At 46.3% G+C, this 17832-nt stretch carries 17 protein-coding genes; 6 read left to right on the forward strand and 11 right to left on the reverse strand.

Features of this window, described 5'->3' with window-relative positions; all coding sequences use genetic code 11:
* Nucleotides 1-110: 110 nt before the first annotated feature.
* The 5 genes from AC27IJ_RS25315 to AC27IJ_RS25335 form a co-directional block, all read right to left on the reverse strand.
* A complete protein-coding gene (locus tag AC27IJ_RS25315) occupies nt 111-818 on the reverse strand; it encodes a 3'-5' exonuclease (RefSeq protein ID WP_312503087.1) in 708 nt (235 codons plus the stop codon).
* A 1-nt stretch (nt 819) separates the two neighbouring features.
* Nucleotides 820-1497, reverse strand: a complete 678-nt coding sequence (gene nth / locus AC27IJ_RS25320) for an endonuclease III (RefSeq protein WP_312443938.1) — start codon at nt 1495-1497, stop codon at nt 820-822.
* A complete protein-coding gene (locus AC27IJ_RS25325) occupies nt 1497-3257 on the reverse strand; it encodes a B12-binding domain-containing radical SAM protein (RefSeq protein ID WP_487151344.1) in 1761 nt (586 codons plus the stop codon). Before AC27IJ_RS25325 ends, nth begins: the two co-directional genes overlap by 1 nt.
* A 1-nt stretch (nt 3258) precedes the next feature.
* A complete protein-coding gene (locus AC27IJ_RS25330) occupies nt 3259-3753 on the reverse strand; it encodes a deoxycytidylate deaminase (protein ID WP_312443934.1) in 495 nt (164 codons plus the stop codon).
* Between the two features lie 66 nt (nt 3754-3819).
* On the reverse strand, nt 3820-4881 hold the full coding sequence (locus AC27IJ_RS25335; RefSeq protein WP_487151510.1) for an L-threonylcarbamoyladenylate synthase: 1062 nt from the start codon (nt 4879-4881) through the stop codon (nt 3820-3822).
* Between the two features lie 202 nt (nt 4882-5083).
* On the opposite strand from AC27IJ_RS25335, the gene asnA reads away from it, so the two are divergent.
* A complete protein-coding gene (gene asnA, locus AC27IJ_RS25340; protein WP_487151346.1) occupies nt 5084-6091 on the forward strand; it encodes an aspartate--ammonia ligase in 1008 nt (335 codons plus the stop codon).
* A 65-nt stretch (nt 6092-6156) separates the two neighbouring features.
* Here asnA and AC27IJ_RS25345 read toward each other — a convergent pair whose 3' ends face one another.
* The 3 genes from AC27IJ_RS25345 to AC27IJ_RS25355 all read right to left on the reverse strand — a co-directional run bounded on the left by AC27IJ_RS25345 (nt 6157) and on the right by AC27IJ_RS25355 (nt 9991).
* Complete coding sequence (locus tag AC27IJ_RS25345) at nt 6157-7428, reverse strand: methyl-accepting chemotaxis protein (protein ID WP_312443930.1); 1272 nt, start codon at nt 7426-7428, stop codon at nt 6157-6159.
* Nucleotides 7429-7688: 260 nt separating this feature from the next.
* Nucleotides 7689-8747, reverse strand: a complete 1059-nt coding sequence (locus AC27IJ_RS25350) for a Gfo/Idh/MocA family protein (RefSeq protein WP_487151348.1) — start codon at nt 8745-8747, stop codon at nt 7689-7691.
* Nucleotides 8748-8794: 47 nt separating this feature from the next.
* Nucleotides 8795-9991 (reverse strand): ROK family transcriptional regulator, encoded by a 1197-nt coding sequence (locus tag AC27IJ_RS25355; protein WP_312443928.1) that lies wholly within the window; start codon nt 9989-9991, stop codon nt 8795-8797.
* A gap of 656 nt (nt 9992-10647) precedes the next feature.
* On the opposite strand from AC27IJ_RS25355, the gene AC27IJ_RS25360 reads away from it, so the two are divergent.
* From AC27IJ_RS25360 to AC27IJ_RS25380, 5 genes are read left to right on the forward strand one after another with little or no spacing between them, the layout of a single operon-like run.
* Nucleotides 10648-11673 (forward strand): Gfo/Idh/MocA family protein, encoded by a 1026-nt coding sequence (locus AC27IJ_RS25360; protein WP_487151351.1) that lies wholly within the window; start codon nt 10648-10650, stop codon nt 11671-11673.
* A gap of 33 nt (nt 11674-11706) precedes the next feature.
* Nucleotides 11707-12969 (forward strand): ABC transporter substrate-binding protein, encoded by a 1263-nt coding sequence (locus tag AC27IJ_RS25365; protein WP_487151353.1) that lies wholly within the window; start codon nt 11707-11709, stop codon nt 12967-12969.
* A gap of 56 nt (nt 12970-13025) precedes the next feature.
* Nucleotides 13026-13910 carry a carbohydrate ABC transporter permease gene (locus AC27IJ_RS25370; protein WP_312503079.1) on the forward strand — a complete coding sequence of 295 codons (885 nt, stop codon included), beginning with the start codon at nt 13026-13028 and terminating at the stop codon, nt 13908-13910.
* A complete protein-coding gene (locus tag AC27IJ_RS25375; protein ID WP_312443923.1) occupies nt 13910-14737 on the forward strand; it encodes a carbohydrate ABC transporter permease in 828 nt (275 codons plus the stop codon). Before AC27IJ_RS25370 ends, AC27IJ_RS25375 begins: the two co-directional genes overlap by 1 nt.
* 24 nt (nt 14738-14761) lie before the next feature.
* A complete protein-coding gene (locus AC27IJ_RS25380; RefSeq protein ID WP_487151356.1) occupies nt 14762-15601 on the forward strand; it encodes a sugar phosphate isomerase/epimerase family protein in 840 nt (279 codons plus the stop codon).
* Between the two features lie 93 nt (nt 15602-15694).
* On the opposite strand, the gene AC27IJ_RS25385 is transcribed toward AC27IJ_RS25380, so the two are convergent.
* Genes AC27IJ_RS25385 through AC27IJ_RS25395 form a run of 3 tightly spaced genes read right to left on the reverse strand, consistent with a single transcriptional unit; the run spans nt 15695 to nt 17797 of the window.
* Nucleotides 15695-16747 carry an SIS domain-containing protein gene (locus AC27IJ_RS25385; protein WP_487151358.1) on the reverse strand — a complete coding sequence of 351 codons (1053 nt, stop codon included), beginning with the start codon at nt 16745-16747 and terminating at the stop codon, nt 15695-15697.
* Between the two features lie 41 nt (nt 16748-16788).
* Nucleotides 16789-17643: a class II fructose-bisphosphate aldolase gene (locus AC27IJ_RS25390; RefSeq protein WP_487151360.1), complete on the reverse strand. Its 855-nt coding sequence runs from the start codon at nt 17641-17643 to the stop codon at nt 16789-16791.
* A 16-nt stretch (nt 17644-17659) separates the two neighbouring features.
* Nucleotides 17660-17797, reverse strand: a complete 138-nt coding sequence (locus AC27IJ_RS25395; protein ID WP_312443919.1) for a hypothetical protein — start codon at nt 17795-17797, stop codon at nt 17660-17662.
* Nucleotides 17798-17832 lie beyond the last annotated feature (35 nt).

A 17832-nucleotide genomic window follows, 5' to 3' on the forward strand; every position in this document is an offset into this window, starting at 1 on the left:
ATAGGAAGCACCATAGCAACAATCAGTAAAACAACTACTAGGATCAAAACTATTGATAAAAATTTTCTGTTGTTTTTATTGTTAAAGTTAATCATATTGTATCACCTCTCTTATATTCTTCCATACTGTGCTATGATTTTATCCGTGATTCTTGATATTTCATTTCTGGACAATTGTTCCGTTTGCACAGATAAAACTATTTTATGATATTTTAATAAATCCTGCAAGTGTTCTTTTTGCCTTTTTGAGGCCGGCTGATCCTTTTTTACCTTATAAACCAAAGCCTGTGAGTCAAAAACCTCCGGTAAGTCTTTCCCATACCGCACAGCCAATTCCTGATACAGCTTATGGGCGGCTTTTGCATCCGCAAGTGCACGGTGGCTTAATGTCTGGATGATCCCAAAATATTTGCAGGCTGCCGATAAATTTTTTTTCTCATCAGAAGGCATAAACCTTCTGGCTAGCTTAAGAGTATCGATTCCCTGGCGCTCAAAACCAAAGCCCTCATTGACTGCCGCACGTTTTAAAAAACTGTAATCAAATATCACATGATGTCCCAGAACCGGTAATTCTCCAGCAAACTCCAAAAAACCGCCGATCACCTCTCCGATCCCAGGAGAAGCCTCCAGCTGGCGGTCGTTGATGCCGGTAAGCATGATCACCCGGTACTCCAGCTTCCTGTATGGATTAACAAAGGTTTCATAGCGCTCTGTTACCTGTCCTTCCACAACCTTCACCGCTCCGATTTCAATGATTTTATCCTGCTTTGGGTCAAGACCGGTGGTTTCCAAATCTACGGCAATATAGGTTGATACCAAATTAAGCCTCCCTCTTCTGATCTGTTTTCATTTGGCTGCTGGGACAAAGCTCTTGCAAAAAGCACTGGCCGCACTTGGGATTTCTCGCAACACAAATGGATCTTCCAAGGGTAATGATCTGGATATTCCACAAAATCCAGTGTTCCTTTGGAAGTACCTTCATCAGCTCATATTCAATTTTTTCCGGGTCTTCTTCCTTTGCAAAGCCCAGCTTTCTGGAAATCCGCTTAACGTGGGTATCCACTACAATGCTGGGTTCGTGATAAACATTCCCCAGTATAACATTGGCAGTTTTACGCCCCACTCCTGCAAGTGAGGTCAGTTCTTCTATTGTCCGCGGAACTTCACCCCCAAACTTTTCTACCAGATCCTGACAGCAGGATATGATGTTTTTCGCTTTCATATGATAAAAACCAAGAGAATGGATATCTTTTTCCAATTCCTTTAAATCCGCCTGGGCAAATTTCTTTGGAGAATCATATTTTCTGAACAAATCCGGTGTCACCATATTCACCCTGGCATCGGTGCACTGGGCGCTTAAAATAACCGCTATTAAAAGCTGCCATGGATTTTCGTGGTTTAAATAGCATACATAGGATATTCCATATTCCTGGTCAAGGGCCTCAAGCACCTTTAATACCCGGACCTGACGTTCTGCTTTTGTCTCTCTCTTTGCCATTACTTCCTCCATACGCCGATTTCATATGCCGCTGCATTATGAGACAGGGCATCCCGCTTTTTGTAATCAAAAAGAACCGCCCTTCCGTCCCGGAATACCTCCAAATGAGCCATCTTTATAAGCTGTCTGGCTTCATAACCATCGTATCCTTCCTTCAAATACCGGAAGGCCGCCGCTTCTGACTCGAAAAAGGCTCTCACCCGTTCCTTATAAGGCTCCTGGTCTGCCGCAAAGAGCGGCCTGCTCTTTAAATTCTCTCTTAAGTAAAGATCATACACCAGAAGATCCCGGTATATGGAACGCTTTTCCGGTACCAGACCGTAAATGAATTCTTCCAGTATCTCATACCGGGCCATGCGGTTATGGCTAATCTTTAAGTACCCCTGTTTATCATAGTATTCAGACAATGCTTCAAACATATCAAAAGGTGTTTCAAACTCCTTATGAAGTTCATTTATGGTCGTCCGGAACTGTCCGCTGTTTCCGTAAACCTCCAGCATTTCCTCCAAAGCCTTCAGCTTTAAAACCCCGCCATAGTCAAGCCAGCTGGTTGACAACACCTCATAAGGCGCCTTCTGTTTAAACTCCACTCCATATTCCCCGGCTTTTTCCCACAGATAGGAGCCTTTCAGCACCTTTAAGAATCCAAGCTGAAGCTGCTCTGGCTTCATCTCATATACCTCATTAAAGGAATTGCGGAAGCTTTGATAGTCTTCTCCCGGAAGTCCAGCGATTAAGTCCAGATGCTGATGGATATTTCCAAAGCTGTTGATTTTAGCAACCCTTTCTTTTAAACGCTTTAAATCCATGGATCTGCGGATTTCCATAATGGTTGACCGGTTGGTACTCTGGACTCCGATCTCAAGCTGGATGAGTCCCGGCCTCATGCGGGACATAAGCTCCAGTTCCTCTTCATTTAAAAGATCTGCGGAAATCTCAAAATGAAAATTGGTCACCCCGTTATCATGTTCTATGATATGGCGCCAGATGTCCATGGTATGCTTTCTGCTGCAGTTAAAGGTTCGGTCCACAAATTTCACCTGAGGGACCTGGTTTTTAATGAAAACATCCAGCTCCTTTAAAACCAGCGAACTATCCCGCAGACGCACAGATTTATCCAGAGAAGAGAGGCAATAACTGCAGGAAAAAGGACAACCCCGGCTGCTTTCATAATAAATGATGCGGTTCTCAAAATTCTTTAAATCTTTATATAGGAAAGGAATGGAATTCATGTCCACCGCTGTCTTTCGCGGTTTTAAGACCGCTTTTCCTTCCCCGTCCCTTACGGCAGTCCCTTCTATGGATTCAAAGGAGGGGCTCCTGCCATTGAAGTTTTCCCTGCTCCGCTCCAGATAGCACCGCACCACTTCGGAAAAGGTTTCCTCTCCTTCTCCCATCATGATCCCATAAACCGACCGTTCCTGGTAAAGGATCTCAGAAGCATCATAAGACACCTCGGGACCTCCCAGCCAGATCTCCACATGAGGGAGAACCTTCGGAAGGTCCCGGACAAGCTCTAATACATAGGAAATGTTCCAGATGTAGCAGGAAAATCCCACTGCATCCGGTTTCCTTAAGAAAATATCCTTCAGGATTTCATCGGGCTGATTGTTAATGGTGTATTCCTGGGTTTCGATCTGAAACCTTCCATCCTCCAGTTCCGGTTCTCTTATATGGGCTTTTGCATAAGCCTTTAAGCTGTAAATAGCTGGATTGGAATGGATATATTTAGCGTTAAGCGCCACCAGCAAAAATTTCATCTCAAACCTCGATCTCTATCTTTCTTCCAGTAGGCTGATATTGGTAATAACGGACCCCAGCCGCATTCAGCATCCGCTTGGAGGCATTGACCGCCGGAGTGCCGTCATACTTGTCCGAACCATATACGATGGTTTTAATTCCAGCCTGTATGATGGCCTTGGCACATTCATTGCAGGGAAACAGGGTTACATATAGCTTGCTGCCTTCCAGGCTTCCCCCTCTGTAATTAAGGATAGCATTTAATTCACTGTGAGTGGAATAGAAATATTTGGCATTAAAAGGATCATCCTGCTCATGTTCCCTGTCCCATGGAAATTCATCATCCGAGCAGCCCATGGGAAATCCATTGTAACCCATGGACAAAATCTTATTATCCTGACTCACAATACAGGCTCCCACCTGGGTACTGGGATCCTTGGAACGCCTTGCGGAAAGAGCCGCTACTCCCATAAAATATTCATCCCATGTAATATAATCTTCTCTTTTTCCCGCCATTTGTTTTCCTCCTTCTTGCCCATGCTTTTTGGGCATATAAGGATACCCAAAGGGTATATCCTCCTCTTACACTTTTATAATATGGTATCCTGCCGCCTTGGTCAGCCGGTTCATAATAGCCTGTCCCAGGTGGTTTCTGGAGAAGCTTTCGGAAAAAATAAAATCCGCTTCCAGATCGTCGAATTCCCTCAGTACTCCGTAAAGGTTATGGGCAATGGTCTCCTCCCTGGCACGTAATCCCATACTTCGTACCACTCCCTCAGAATACTTCTCTTTCGTTTCTTCGGTACATATAATCCCCACCCGAAACCCCTTAGAAAGCTTTTCTTCTGCCAGCCGGTTTATGGTCCGTATTACGTTATCTGTATCGCCCTCCACCAGAGTTAATTCCGCCTTAGGCGCATAATGCTTATATTTCATTCCAGGAGCCTTTGGCCGCACATCCGCTTTCATAGGACCGGAGACAATGGCAGGATCAAGTGGAACCTCTTTACCAAGAACAGCATAAACCATTTCCTGTGTAATAGCACCCGGTCTTAGAATCACAGGTTCGTCCCCTGATACATCGATAATCGTGGATTCCACACCGATCCCCACAGCCCCTCCGTCAACGATCATATCGATCTTTCCGTTCATATCCTGCCATACATGGTCAGCCGTAGTAGGGCTGGGCCGTCCGGAGGTGTTGGCGCTGGGCGCTGCCACCGGCACTCCGGCCAAACGGATGAGGGCATTTGCCACCGGATCCGCAGGCATCCGCACTGCCACCGTATCAAGGCCTCCGGTGGTTCCATAGGGAACCAGCCCGCTTTTAGGGAAAACCAGAGTCAAAGGCCCGGGCCAGAACGCTTTCATCAAACGCTGTCCCGCTTCAGGTATGGCAGAAACCAGGGGAGGCAGATCATCAAAATCCGCTATATGAGCGATCAGTGGATTGTCCGAGGGCCTTCCCTTTGCCGCATATATTTTCCCTGCCGCCTCTTCGTTTAAGGCATTGGCTCCCAGTCCGTACACGGTTTCCGTGGGAAATGCGACTAAGCCGCCCTTTCTTAATATTTCCGCAGGTTTCTTTAACAGTTCTTCCTCTGGTTGTTCTTTATCTTCTATTATAATTCGTTCCGTCATCATATCACTCTGCTCTTTTCTTTTAGGACGATGACTTTCCAGCACGCCCCAACTTCCATTAATCATATCACAGGCCCAGTCTCCATGCAACTTTTTTGCTGGCAGTCAAAAGCTGTCCTTCCTATTCCTTATATAAAACAATGGTTGCACGTTTTTCATATTAGTGATACCATTATAAAAACATTTTATTTGGGAGGAATACTACATGGAAATCATCATACCGGATAACTATGACCCCAAGCTCTCTGTCAGGGAGACCCAGGAGGCCATTAAATACATAAGGGATACGTTTCAAAAAGAGCTTGGCAAAGAAATGAATCTGGAACGGATCTCAGCCCCCCTATTTGTAGAGCACAGCAGCGGCTTAAATGATGATTTAAACGGCGTGGAACGCCCGGTGCGGTTTGACATCGCCGGCATTCCGGACGAAGCCATTGAAGTCGTGCACTCCCTTGCCAAATGGAAACGTATGGCCCTTCATGAATACAGCTTTCTGCCCGGAGAAGGCCTTTATACCAATATGAACGCCATCCGGAGAGACGAAGAATTGGACAACCTCCATTCCTGTTATGTGGACCAGTGGGACTGGGAAAAGGTCATCACAAAGGAGGAGCGGAACGAGGAAACATTAAAGGAAACCGTCCGCAATATCTTTAAGATCATCAAGCACATGCAGCATGAGGTCTGGTACAAATACCCCCAGGCCGTAAAGGATCTCCCGGAAGACATCACCTTTATCACTTCCCAGGAACTGGAGGACCGCTTTCCGGACAAAACTCCAAAGGAACGGGAAAACCTGATCACAAAGGAATACGGCTGTGTCTTTCTCATGAAGATCGGAGACAAACTGGGGAGCGGAAATCCCCATGACGGAAGAGCTCCCGACTACGACGACTGGCAGTTAAACGGGGACATCCTGTTCTGGTTTGAGAATTTAAACTGCGCTCTGGAAATCTCCAGCATGGGCATCCGGGTGGATGAAGAATCCCTGGCAATGCAGCTGGAAAAAGCCGGCTGCGAGGACCGGAAAAGCCTTCCTTATCACAAGATGCTTTTAAACGGAGAGCTGCCCTATACCATCGGCGGCGGCATCGGACAATCCCGTCTCTGCATGCTTCTGCTGGACAGAGCCCACGTGGGAGAAGTTCAGGCCAGCATCTGGCCGAAGGAAATGCGGGAAGAATGCAGGAAGCATAACATTATTCTTCTGTAGGCCGGATGATATTGAAGAATAAATAAAAAGAGGGTGCTGCTCAAATTGAGCAGCACCCATTCTCTTTAGCAGGGCGTTTTCAGCTTGAAGGTTTGCACCATTTCCTTCAGTGTTTCCGCCTGCTTGTACATCTGTGCCGTTGCCGCAGTACTTTCCTCGGACGCTGCCGAATTTGCCTGCACCACGGTGGATACCTGGCTGATTTCGTCGTTTATCCGGGCTATGCCGGAAGCTTGCTCTGATGATGCCCCGGCGATTTTTTCTGCCAATCCGGCGACCTCTTCTACCCCTCCCACTATTTTGTTAAATGCATCTGCGGTGGTCTTTGCGATACTCATTCCGTGCTCGGCTCTCTGAATGGAGTTTTCGATCATGTCTGCGGTTTCCTTTGCGGCTTTTGCCGAACGGGCCGCCAGGCTCCGCACCTCATCCGCCACGACTGCAAAGCCCTTTCCGTACTGGCCCGCCCTTGCAGCCTCAACGGAAGCGTTTAATGACAGTAAATTTGTCTGGAAAGCAATGTCCTCGATTGCCTTTATTATCTTTGATATATTTGACGAGGATACGTTGATTTCATCCATGGCTCTGAGCATTTCCTCCATGTGCCTGTTGCCGTCCACAGCTCCGTGCCTGACGTCATTTGCACATGTCCTGGCCATTTCCGCATGCTCCGAACTTAAGCCGATCTGGTTTTTTACCTCTGACACGGCCGCGGCCAGCTCCTGAAGGGAGCCTGACTGATGGGCTGCCCCTTCCGAAAGGCGTATGCTTGCTTCCGAAATCTGACCCGCCCCGTTCAAAACCTGTCCCGATGTATCACATATTTGAGACAAAATATGATTGTTTTTCTCCACGATGCTGCTTAACGCAATGCCGAGGACATCCTTTTCCGAATTTATCTTCACATGGACAGTTAAATCCCCGCCCGCTATTGCTTCGGCTGTCTGAGCCTGGCTCCTGGTGTTTTCCACCATCGCCTTAAAGGATTTCATCAATTCCCCCACTTCATCCTTTGTAAGGACCCGGACGTTTGCGCTTGCATCTCCAACAGACAGCTGCCGCGCAATATTGTTAAGTATTTTAAGCGGACGCACAATGCTTCTGTTTAAGACTCTGCATATTATGAAACTTGCAACAGCGGATACGACGAGCAAAAGCAGTATTGCTGCCGAAAAAAAAGCAAAATATTCCGATGAAACACTGCCTGCGGAATATAATTTGAAGATGGTGAAAAGGCTTATCAAAGAAATTAAAACCGATATCATGTTCACGATGCCGAATCCTATTGCCAGCCTTTTGCTAAGGACAATTGAATTTTGTTTTTCCTGTTTTCCCATATGAGCTACACCCCTTTTATTTGTTTTTGTATCTATATTCTATATCGACAGTTTTCGGCATAATTTTAGTAAAATAAAGATTTTGTTCCTATGCAAAAGGAGAATGTTGCTCATCAGTAAATTTTCACCAGATGATTAGCGGATAATCAATTAATCTCAGTTGCAAAAATTCGCATAAAAAAAGTTGGAGAAGTAATACTACCCCTCCAACTGCCGGCGTCATTGATATAAACATGTACTGCGAAACTCTTTTTTATATCTCATACCATCTGGATATTCAGATCCTTATAACACACATCCTCAAACGGCAAATAAATACGCCTTTTTTCCAAAGAAGACAAATAAATTCCCTTAACCAACTCCAAAGTCTTCCGGCCCTCCAGTCCGTCTATGGTAACAGGGCGGTCGTACAGAATGGATTCGTAAAAATCCCTTATCTGAAGATGGTGGCTGCTTCCCCAGTAATCCGGTCCGACATTTGTGGACTCATAGGTATTTCTTATTTCCGTATAACATCCATCCGCCTCATAAAATCCCATGTCCTGTATCAGGCCGCAGCGGCCCTTCTCTCCCTGGAATTCTAAGGTAATGGGAGCATCGGAAGCATAGGAATTACAGGCATAGAGACTGTACATGCAGCCGTCTTTAAACCGGATGGCGGCTTCTGCGGCATCCTCTACATGCACCATTTCATGACAGTGGTTGTGAACGCTTCCCTCAATCCATTCAACGTCACTGCCCAACATGTATCGGACACGGTCCATGCTGTGAATGGCCTGGTCTATCAGGACGCCGCCGCCCTCCTTATCCCAGGTCCCCTTCCAGTCGCATCCCTCGTAATAAGAGCCAGGACGGTTCCAGGTGAGATATGAGCGGGCAGATAAGATCTTCCCAAAATATCCTTCACTAATCAGCTGTTTTAACATCTCCACACTTTTTGTGTATCTGGTCTGGAAAATGACGCCCAGCTTTTTCCCCGTAAGCTTCTCTGCCTCCATCATCCGGTCAGCCTCCTGTAAGGAAATGGCAATGGGCTTTTCTGTGAGCACATGTATTCCTGCCTCCATGGCTTTTACAGCCATGACCGGGTGCAGATAATGGGGAAGGCACAGATGTATTACATCAATCCGGCATTGCAGCGCGGACTCTAGATCCGTACTGTAATGGCAGTTGAATTTTTCCCCAAAAGCTTTTGCCTTGTCTTCGTCAATATCGATAGCACATACTAACTCCACATAATCCGAAAGTCTGCGAAAGGCGTCCTCATAGCAGGCAGAGATTCTTCCGCAGCCCATAATTGCAGCTCTTAATTTTTCCATTGGCGTACCTCCGTTTCATAAGAAAACAACACAGCCGGAAAATCCCATCAGCCGATAAAAAAGCTTCCGGCCATATCCTGAGTAAAATTGTAATGGATATCAAAGAAATATTTCATTGCGCCATTATAAAGGGCGCTGGAATCCAGAAGGCTGTACCTGACGCTGACGGAGTTCACCATGCGGCGGAATCCCACGGTGCGCAGACATTCCTGGATTTCCTGGAGAAATAAAGGACCAAGGTCTTTTCCCTTACCTCCGATAATGATCAGCTTTGGATGCACCATACAGATCAAATTGCACAAGGCCATGGAAAATTCATCAGCTATATCCCGCACTACTTTGCAGGAAACCATATCCCCATATACACTTGCCTGCCCAAGATCCCCATAGGTAACGGCCGATGGCCTTCTGAAAGCCGGACTTCCTCCGGCTTTAGAAATACGGCCTTTTAAGGACGCTTCCCCGATCATCAGCTCCAGACAGCCCCGGTTCCCACAAGAGCAAAGCTCTCCCTTAGGGTCAATGGAATAATGGCCGAACTGGGTGTAGGAAGCTGAAGCACGGCCCAGCATCTCATTGCGGATGAAAAGGGTGGCGCCGATCCCTTTCCCGAAGTTAATAAATGCGAAATCCTTTTCAGTAATCTGGGTATAGACCTTTTCCGCATAAGCAAAGCAGGCCGTATCATTTAAAAGAGCCACCGGAAAACCGGAGAATGCACGCTGGAGCTGACCTACAAAATCTTTTTCCGGAAGGTTCAGTGTTGTAGCGAATATTTCCCGCTTGTCAGGGTCTATCATGGCGGGAACCACCACGCAAATCCCCAGGAACTGCTCCCTGTCTATCTGCTGCAGCACAGTCTGATGGATGTATTCCTGGCACAGAGGAATGTAGTTGTCAGGGGAAGGTACATCCACCTGCACACAAAAGGAAGCGGTGCCGGTGATATCCACCAGGGCCGCGTTCAGTCTCTTCTCCTCCAGAAAAAACACAGCCACATAATACTGTTCCGCACGAAGCAGCAGACTGTTGGGCTTTCGTCCCACATTCGTACTTCCGCTGGCACCGGAATCATATACAAATTTGCGCGCAATCAATTCATCCACCAGAGAGGAAACCGCAGTCTTGCTTAAGCGGGAATCCTTGGAGAGCTGCGCTCTCGAGATCCCTGGGTCACGGTAAATGGAATTGTACAATTGCTTTAGATTTGTATTTTTAATTAACTGCTGGTTTACAAGTTTCATAATTTCCTGCCTGTCCTTTGCTTGTTATGATAAAATACTGATTGAACTGCCTCTAGGATTTTTTATCCGGTATAGAGGCCCCATGAAGTTCCGGAAAGTCACGCATACAGCAGTTCCGCTTCTCCTTAGACAGAGCCCTATTCTGGCTCTCAGGCGTAAAACACAACTACTACACCCTTCCCCTTCTCATGATCTGCTGCATTCGAAGCTGTTCCCCCACCTCCTCATCACGCATTTAGTAAAGTAACCTTATCAAATAATGTTATCATAAAACGCGAACAGTTGCAATAATCCCAGGAAAAATATAGGAAAAAGCCTTACTCCCAGAAAATCCTAAAGCAAAATAGGTTTTATCCATACGAATTAGAATAAATAGTGAAAATAAATTGTAACTTGATATGATTAATTGGTATACAATATGAATATTGCATAAAATACAGAACTAACTTTCTACATAAATATCATTAATTACATTTATTTTATAGGAACCCAAAAAATATATTGACATATATGTCACTTAATGCTATTGTAATTTCAACAAATAAAATGACAAGCAGGAACCAAAAGCCGGAATTCAGCAATTTGATCCCATTGGCTTTTAATTTTAAATCACATTAGTAAGGTCACTGTACAAACTAAGGAAAGAGGATAATGAAATGAAAGTAGGACTGATCGGATGCGGAGGAATGGGTACGACTCATAACCTATCGTTAAAGGCGTTGTCAACAAAAATGAATATAGAAGTGACAGCCCTGGCGGACTGCAGGACGGAATTTCTGGAAAAGGCGGCAATACAATGGCCCAATGCAAGGCTGTATAAAACTGGCATGGAGCTTTTGGAGACGGAGACCCTGGACAGCGTCCATATCTGCCTCCCCAGCTACCTCCACACGGAGCATGCGCTGGCAGCTATGGACAAGGGAATGAATGTATTTGTGGAGAAGCCTGTATGTCTGACAGAGGAAGAAGCCGAAAAACTTATGGACGTCCAGAAAAGAAACGGAGTTCAGGTAATGGTAGGGCAGGTGGTGAGATCCTTTGATGAATACCGGTATCTGAAAGAGTGCTACGATACCGGCAGATTTGGAACGCTGAAATCCATCACCATGCAGAGAGTCAGCGGAGATGCCGCCTGGGGATATGAGGATTGGTTCCACGAGGAGGGAAAAAGTGGTTCCGTTGTGCTGGACCTCCATGTACATGACTTAGATTTTCTCCGGTATATGCTGGGTGAACCGGATTCCTTTGACGTAAGGGCCACGGCCTTTTCCAGCGGCATGATCAATCAGATCTTTACCGCCTATGAATTCGGCAAGGTGTTTGCCATAACGGAAGGAATATGGGACATAAGCTCCGCTCTTCCTTTTGAGGCCAGCTTCCATGCATGCTTTGAGGAAGCCAGCGTCATATTTAAGGGACGGGAAAAAATGCCTCTGACCGTTTATAAAAATGACGGCAGGATCGAGCATCCGGTACTTCACCGGGAATATGACGTAAGCGATGACTCTGCCGGAATCAACATTTCCAATCTGGGGCCTTATTATACGGAAATAAAATATTTCATCCAATGTCTCCAGGAAGGAAAACCTGTCGAAGTCGCCCCTCTGGAGGAAGGCATCCAGTCCGTACGCCAGGCGATCAGGGAATGGAAGCAGGCAAAGGAGTATGTTAATAAAAGGTAACAATGAAAATTTTATATTTTAGGAGGAAAAATTATGATGAAGAGAGCATTGGCAATCCTGATGACAACGGCATTGGCTGTTCCCAGCCTTACGGCATGCAGCGGTAGCGTCTCAAAGGATCAGGCAAAAACAGCGGAAGAAATCACCTTAAAGGTATTTGACGCCCACGCATACGGCCTTGAAGAGTATGCTGAGATGGTCAAAAAATTTGAAGAAGCCCACCCTGGTGTAAAAATCGAAGTACAGCACGCTGCAAACGACAGCAGTACGCTGCTTCAATCCCGCGTGAATTCAGGAGATATCCCGGATGTATTTGATGTGGAATCCGGTACGGCAGCTCAGAAATATTATGAATATGCCTATAACTGGTCAGAAGACAAAGAGGTATTAGGCAAATTCAAGGAGGCAGCCCTTGATACTGGAAAAGATGGGAACGGAAACATCATGTCACTGCCCTGGACCTATGAAAATTTAGGCCTGATCTATAACATCGAGCTGTTTGAAAAAGCAGGGATCACAGAACTTCCGGATACTATGGATGAACTTGAGGCTGCCTGTGAAAAGCTGACTGCGGCCGGGATCACGCCTTTTGCTTTGGCAGCAAAGGAAACATGGGTCCTTCATCACCTTTCCACTCATTTTATGATGGATAAGTCCCTGGATGCAAAGGGAGTCGTGGATAAATTAAACAGCGGAGAACTTGCCTTTAAGGATATGAAGAATTTCCAGAATCTCTTCCGTTTCCTGGATCTTGCTGTGAAATATGGTCCTGATAAGCCGCTGGAAATCGACTGGGAAACAAGCGAAAATATGCTGGCAAACGGAGAGGCAGCCATTATCCATATGGGCGACTGGTGCCAGTCTACCCTGGATTCCTTTAACCCCGATGCCCGCCTGGCATTCCTTCCCTGTCCGGTAAGTGATAATCCGGAAGATGCCACACTTCTGTCTTCCTGCAACTGGACCTATCTCGTGAACAAGGATTCCAAGCATTTGGATCTTGCAAAAGAATATCTGGAATATATCCTCACATCAGAGGAAGGCCAGAAATGGATGTGTGATGGCGTAGGAGGCGTTCCGGGAGCCAAGACAACCATGGAAGTTAAGGGTGCTCTTGCCAATGATGCGTCAGCATACGTAGAAAATGGAAAGACAAACGGCTGGATCCACACCATTGCGCCTACGGGATATTCTGATATCGTCGGGCCTGCGATGCAGGCGTATATGATAGGCGATATGACAGCACAGCAGGCAACAGAGGAGTTCCAGAAGGGATGGCAGATCCAGAAAAACTGAACCCTCAGTTTGAGAAACCGGAGCCTGACGGAAACGGAAATTGAGGAGGCGTGAAAGTGAAAAACAAAGGAAAAGCAAAAGATTTATTGATATTCGCATTGTTTGTATTTCCGGCGGTAGCGTTTGTACTGTTTTCTACAGATATACCGTTTCTGATGAACCTGTACTACTCTGTCTTTGACTGGAATGGGATCAGTAAGGACATGAAGTTTGTGGGACTTCAGAACTTTGTTAATATATTCTCAAACGATGCGCTGTTTTGGAAAAGTGCTGCATTTACGCTAAAGTTCTCAGTGTTTTATGTAGTGGCGGTAAATATTATATCCCTGACGGTTGCCCTGGTCATGGCGGAGGAAAAGAAAAGCTCTAGCGTGGGGCGGGCATTTTATTACATACCTTATATCATAAGCCTGACGGCCATCAGCCTGATCTGGAAATTCATTCTTGGTCCCGGATTTGAGGCTCTGTATCAGGCAACCGGCTGGGAGGTGTTTCACTGGAGCTGGCTGGGCTCGGCAAAGCTGGCATTTTTCGTAGTCGTGATCATGACCGTGTGGCAGAATCTGGGATTCTATATGGTGAATTATATTGCCGGCATCATTTCCGTACCAAGGGAATTGATTGAGGCCGCCAAAATAGACGGGGCCAACAAATTCCAGGTGTTAAGAAGAGTGACAATTCCCTTGATCATGCCTGCGGTTTCCATCTGTATGCTTACCTCCCTGACATTCTCATTTAAGCTGTTTGATGTCATCATGGTATTTACCAAGGGCGGGCCGGCCAATTCCACCGTTTCCGTAGCGTACAACATCTATAAAGAAGCATTTTTCAACAACCGGTACGGAATGGCTACCGCAAAGTCACTGGTATTTGTAGTTTTCGTGCTTATGGTCACTGCAGTACAGCTTAAGGTAACGAAAGGTAAGGAGATAGAGGCGTAATGAAAAAAATAAAAAAATTCAGCATGCTTTCCGTTATTGTGTTTATCTGTTCTGTGTTCTGGCTGATGCCCCTGCTTCTGATATTTATTAATTCTTTTAAACCTTATAACGACATGCTTCAAAAGTTCCTGGCCCTGCCTGAGAGCTGGAGTCTGAACATGTACATGGAGACATGGACAAAATTCCGCTTTCCGCTGCTCATCAGCAATACCCTGCTGTATACGGCATGTACGGTATGCGTGATCGCACTGCTGGCTCCTATGGCAGCCTATAAGCTGGCAAGGACAAAGGGTAGATTGTCCACGGTGTGCTTTGCACTCATTATCATGCCTATGATGGTGCCCTTCCAGTCCTATATGATCACTTTGACCAGGCTGGTGGCAAGCCTTGGCATGACAGGGAATAAGATCGGGTATATCCTGGTAAGTACAGGGCTGTGTATACCACTGGCAGTCTATATGATTCATGGGTTCGTAAAAAATGTTCCCATTGAACTGGAGGAATGTGCCTGTATTGACGGTGCTTCCAAGGTGAGGACCTATTTCACCATCGTTCTCCCGCTGCTAAAGCCCATCCTGACCACGGTCGTAGTTCTGGACACACTTGCCACATGGAATGATATCATCACTAACCAACTGATCGTCGGAGGGAATGCCCGGGCAATGAACATCCAGAATGCTCTTTACATGCAGTTTTCCGCCCAGTCGGCGGACTGGGAACACGCCCTTCCGGGTATCGTGATGTCCATGGCCCCAAGCCTGATCTTCTTTGTTTTCATGCAGAAGCATATTGTGGGAGGTATTACGGCCGGAGCTGTCAAGGGCTGATAAAAAGAAAGAGAGGTATTTCCTATGAGAATCGGAGTTATGGTTGAACTTTTCCGGGATACGGATGTGGATGCAAAATTTGCGGAGCTGCGCTCTATGGGCATGGAAAGCTGCCAGTTGGTGTGCTGGGACCAGGAATTGATGAATGAGAATACTGCTGATAAAGTAAATGCCGCAGCAAGCCGTCATAAAGTGGATATTACCGCCTTCTGGTGCGGATGGGAAGGTCCAAAAGTATGGGATTTCTATGACGGTCAGCTTACCCTGGGCCTTGTGCCTGAGGCATTCCGTTTTGAGAGAATGAAGATGCTGGAAAAAGGAATTGATTTCGCAGCCATGATCCATGTGCGGGATGTGGCGACCCATGTGGGCTACATGCCGGAAAATCCCTACGATCCCAATTACCCGGGCGTCCTGACATGCTTAAAAACGCTGGTAAGGCAGTGTAAAAAGAATCAGCAGAATTTCCTTTTTGAGACAGGACAGGAAACCCCGGTCACATTAAAAAGAGCCATACAGGATATCGAAAAGGAAACAGGAAAGGGCAATGTGGGAATTAACCTGGATCCTGCCAATTTAATCATGTACGGCAAAGCCAACCCGGCAGACGCCCTGGAAGTATTCGGGGTATACGTGATGGGGATTCACGGAAAGGATGGAAAATATCCTACGGACGGTCATATGCTCGGTGAAGAGGTTCCACTTGGAGAGGGAAAAGTGAATTACCCCGCCTTTGTGGCAAAGCTGAAAGAAATCGGATATGCCGGAGATATCACCATAGAACGGGAAATATCCGGCGAAGAACAAAAAAAGGATATTCTCATGGCTAAAAATCTTCTGGAACAACTGATAAATGAAGAATAGGTTTTCATGAAAAGAGCTGCCCGATGTCTGATTAAAATCAGCCGTGGGCAGCCCTTTTTTATGGGTTCCTGTACCTCTCTGAACACTTCAAAATTACTGGATAACAATTGCCTGGGACAAATGTCTTGGCTGATCCGCGTCAATGCCTTTTTTCTCAGCAATGTAATAACCGATAAACTGTCCGATAAATCCGATTAACGCAGTATTCTGCAAGTCATTATACCCATATGAAAGATCCAGGCAATAATCTGCCTCTTTCATATCCACAGAAGCAGTATTTCCGATTGCCGCCGTTACCGCACCATATCCCTTCATCTGGGCCAAAAGCTTTGCATCCTCTTCCACGGTTTCCGAATGGCTTAAGAAAAGAACCAGGGTATTCTCATCCGCCAGGCTCATGGGACCATGGCGGTACTCAAGGCTGTAATAGGCCTCTGAATTCGAGATTCCCATTTCCTTTATCTTGTTCATGCACTCATTGGCAACCCCGTAGTAAATGCCCTGCCCCAGGGTAATGAACAGGTTTAAATGTTCATTTTCACCGATGATTTTCTTTGCCAGGGCATCCATTTTCCCAAGGGCATCCCTTGCATTGTTCCCATAGCCTGCCATTGCAGCCACTTCATCCTTTTTCCCTCCCACATACATGGCCATGACCACTGATAAATAAACCATGCTGGTAAAGGAACGGGTCATGATTACGCTCTCCTCGGCAGTATCCGGAGACAGGATCATAAAATCATTATAGGCCGCACTGTCCTTATCACAGGTGATGGCCAGGGTTCTTACCCCTGGAAAGCTTCTCACCTTGTCAATCGCCATACGTACCTCAGTGGTATAGCTTTTCCTGGTAATGGGAAGAACCAGAACCCTTCTGTTTTTAACAAAGGTCTCCGGGAAGTAGTAAAGCTCGGAACAGCACATGGCCTTAGCCGGAATGGCATTATAAGTGGAAAAGGCATGGGCTGCAGCCTGGGCCAGATAAAAGCTGGTGCCGCAGCCGGTAAAGATCAGTTCGTCATATTCCTCTGCAAACGCCTGATCCAAGACTCTGTAAATATCCTCCAATGACTTATTGACCGCTTCAAAGGACTCGGGCTGTTTATATACCTCGCTGTAAGTTAACTGGCTGTTTTTCTTTTCCATGTCAAGACTCCTCTCATACTGTTCTTTTATTCTAAAGTGAATCAGGCTTTTCCTTCTGCCCCTGCCAGGCGGATGATGTCCTTAATATCCTCTGTCAGCCTGTTATTGGCATATTGGGAAAGCTTCCAGGAATGCCCCTGATGATCCATATTTTTTAAACCTTCCTCATAGTGGTTTACGTATTGATAGCGGATTTCCGTGCCGAAATTAATTTTCGCCACTCCCAGCTTAATGGCCTCTCTGATGGTATCTTCTTTCATTCCGGTGCATCCATGAAGAACCAGAGGGATATCCGTAAACTTCCTCACTGCCTCTAAAACCTCCAGATGGATGTCCGGTTCTCCCTTATAATATCCGTGGGCATTGCCGATGCCGATTGCCAGGGAATCGGGCCGGCACAGCTCTAAAAATGCCTTTACTTCTTCAGGATTCACAATATTCTTATTTTCCAACACTTCTCCCAGGTTATCAAGGCGTAAAAGCTCTCCGATTTCGGCTTCCACCGGCACTCCAAAACACTTAGCTACCTTTAATACCTCGTTGGTCATAACCGCATTTTCCTTTACAGGCTTTTCAGAGCCGTCGATCATCAAGGATGTAAAGCCCAGCTTCAGTGCCTCCATGCAGATATCAAAATCCCCGCCATGATCCAGATGAATGGATACCGGAACAGAAACCTTGCCCGCACACCACTTACAGACTTCTACAAACCAGTCGTGGCCGGAATAGGCCCCTGTGGATACGTAGTGGGCAAGTATGACAGGAGATCTCATTTCCTCCGCAGCCCGGCAGGCAGCCCAGATGATATCATAATTTCCTCCCTGGGTATTAAGAGCCGGGATGGCATACCCTGACTTTGCTGCCTTCATTAAATTCTCTTTGTTTGTTACAAGCATGGTTTTTTCTCCTTTTTTATCCTTTTACTGCACCCGCTACCAGGCCCTTGACCATATATTTCTGGAAGAAGAAAAATATCACCACCATTGGGATGGTGCCCACAATGGAAATGGTGTTGATCAGGGACCAGTCATAGGAAGGTTTTTTATACACTCGTATGTACATCGTCCGGATAAGCCTGTCGTTTC

Source organism: Lacrimispora sp. YZC11 (genome assembly GCF_057543815.1).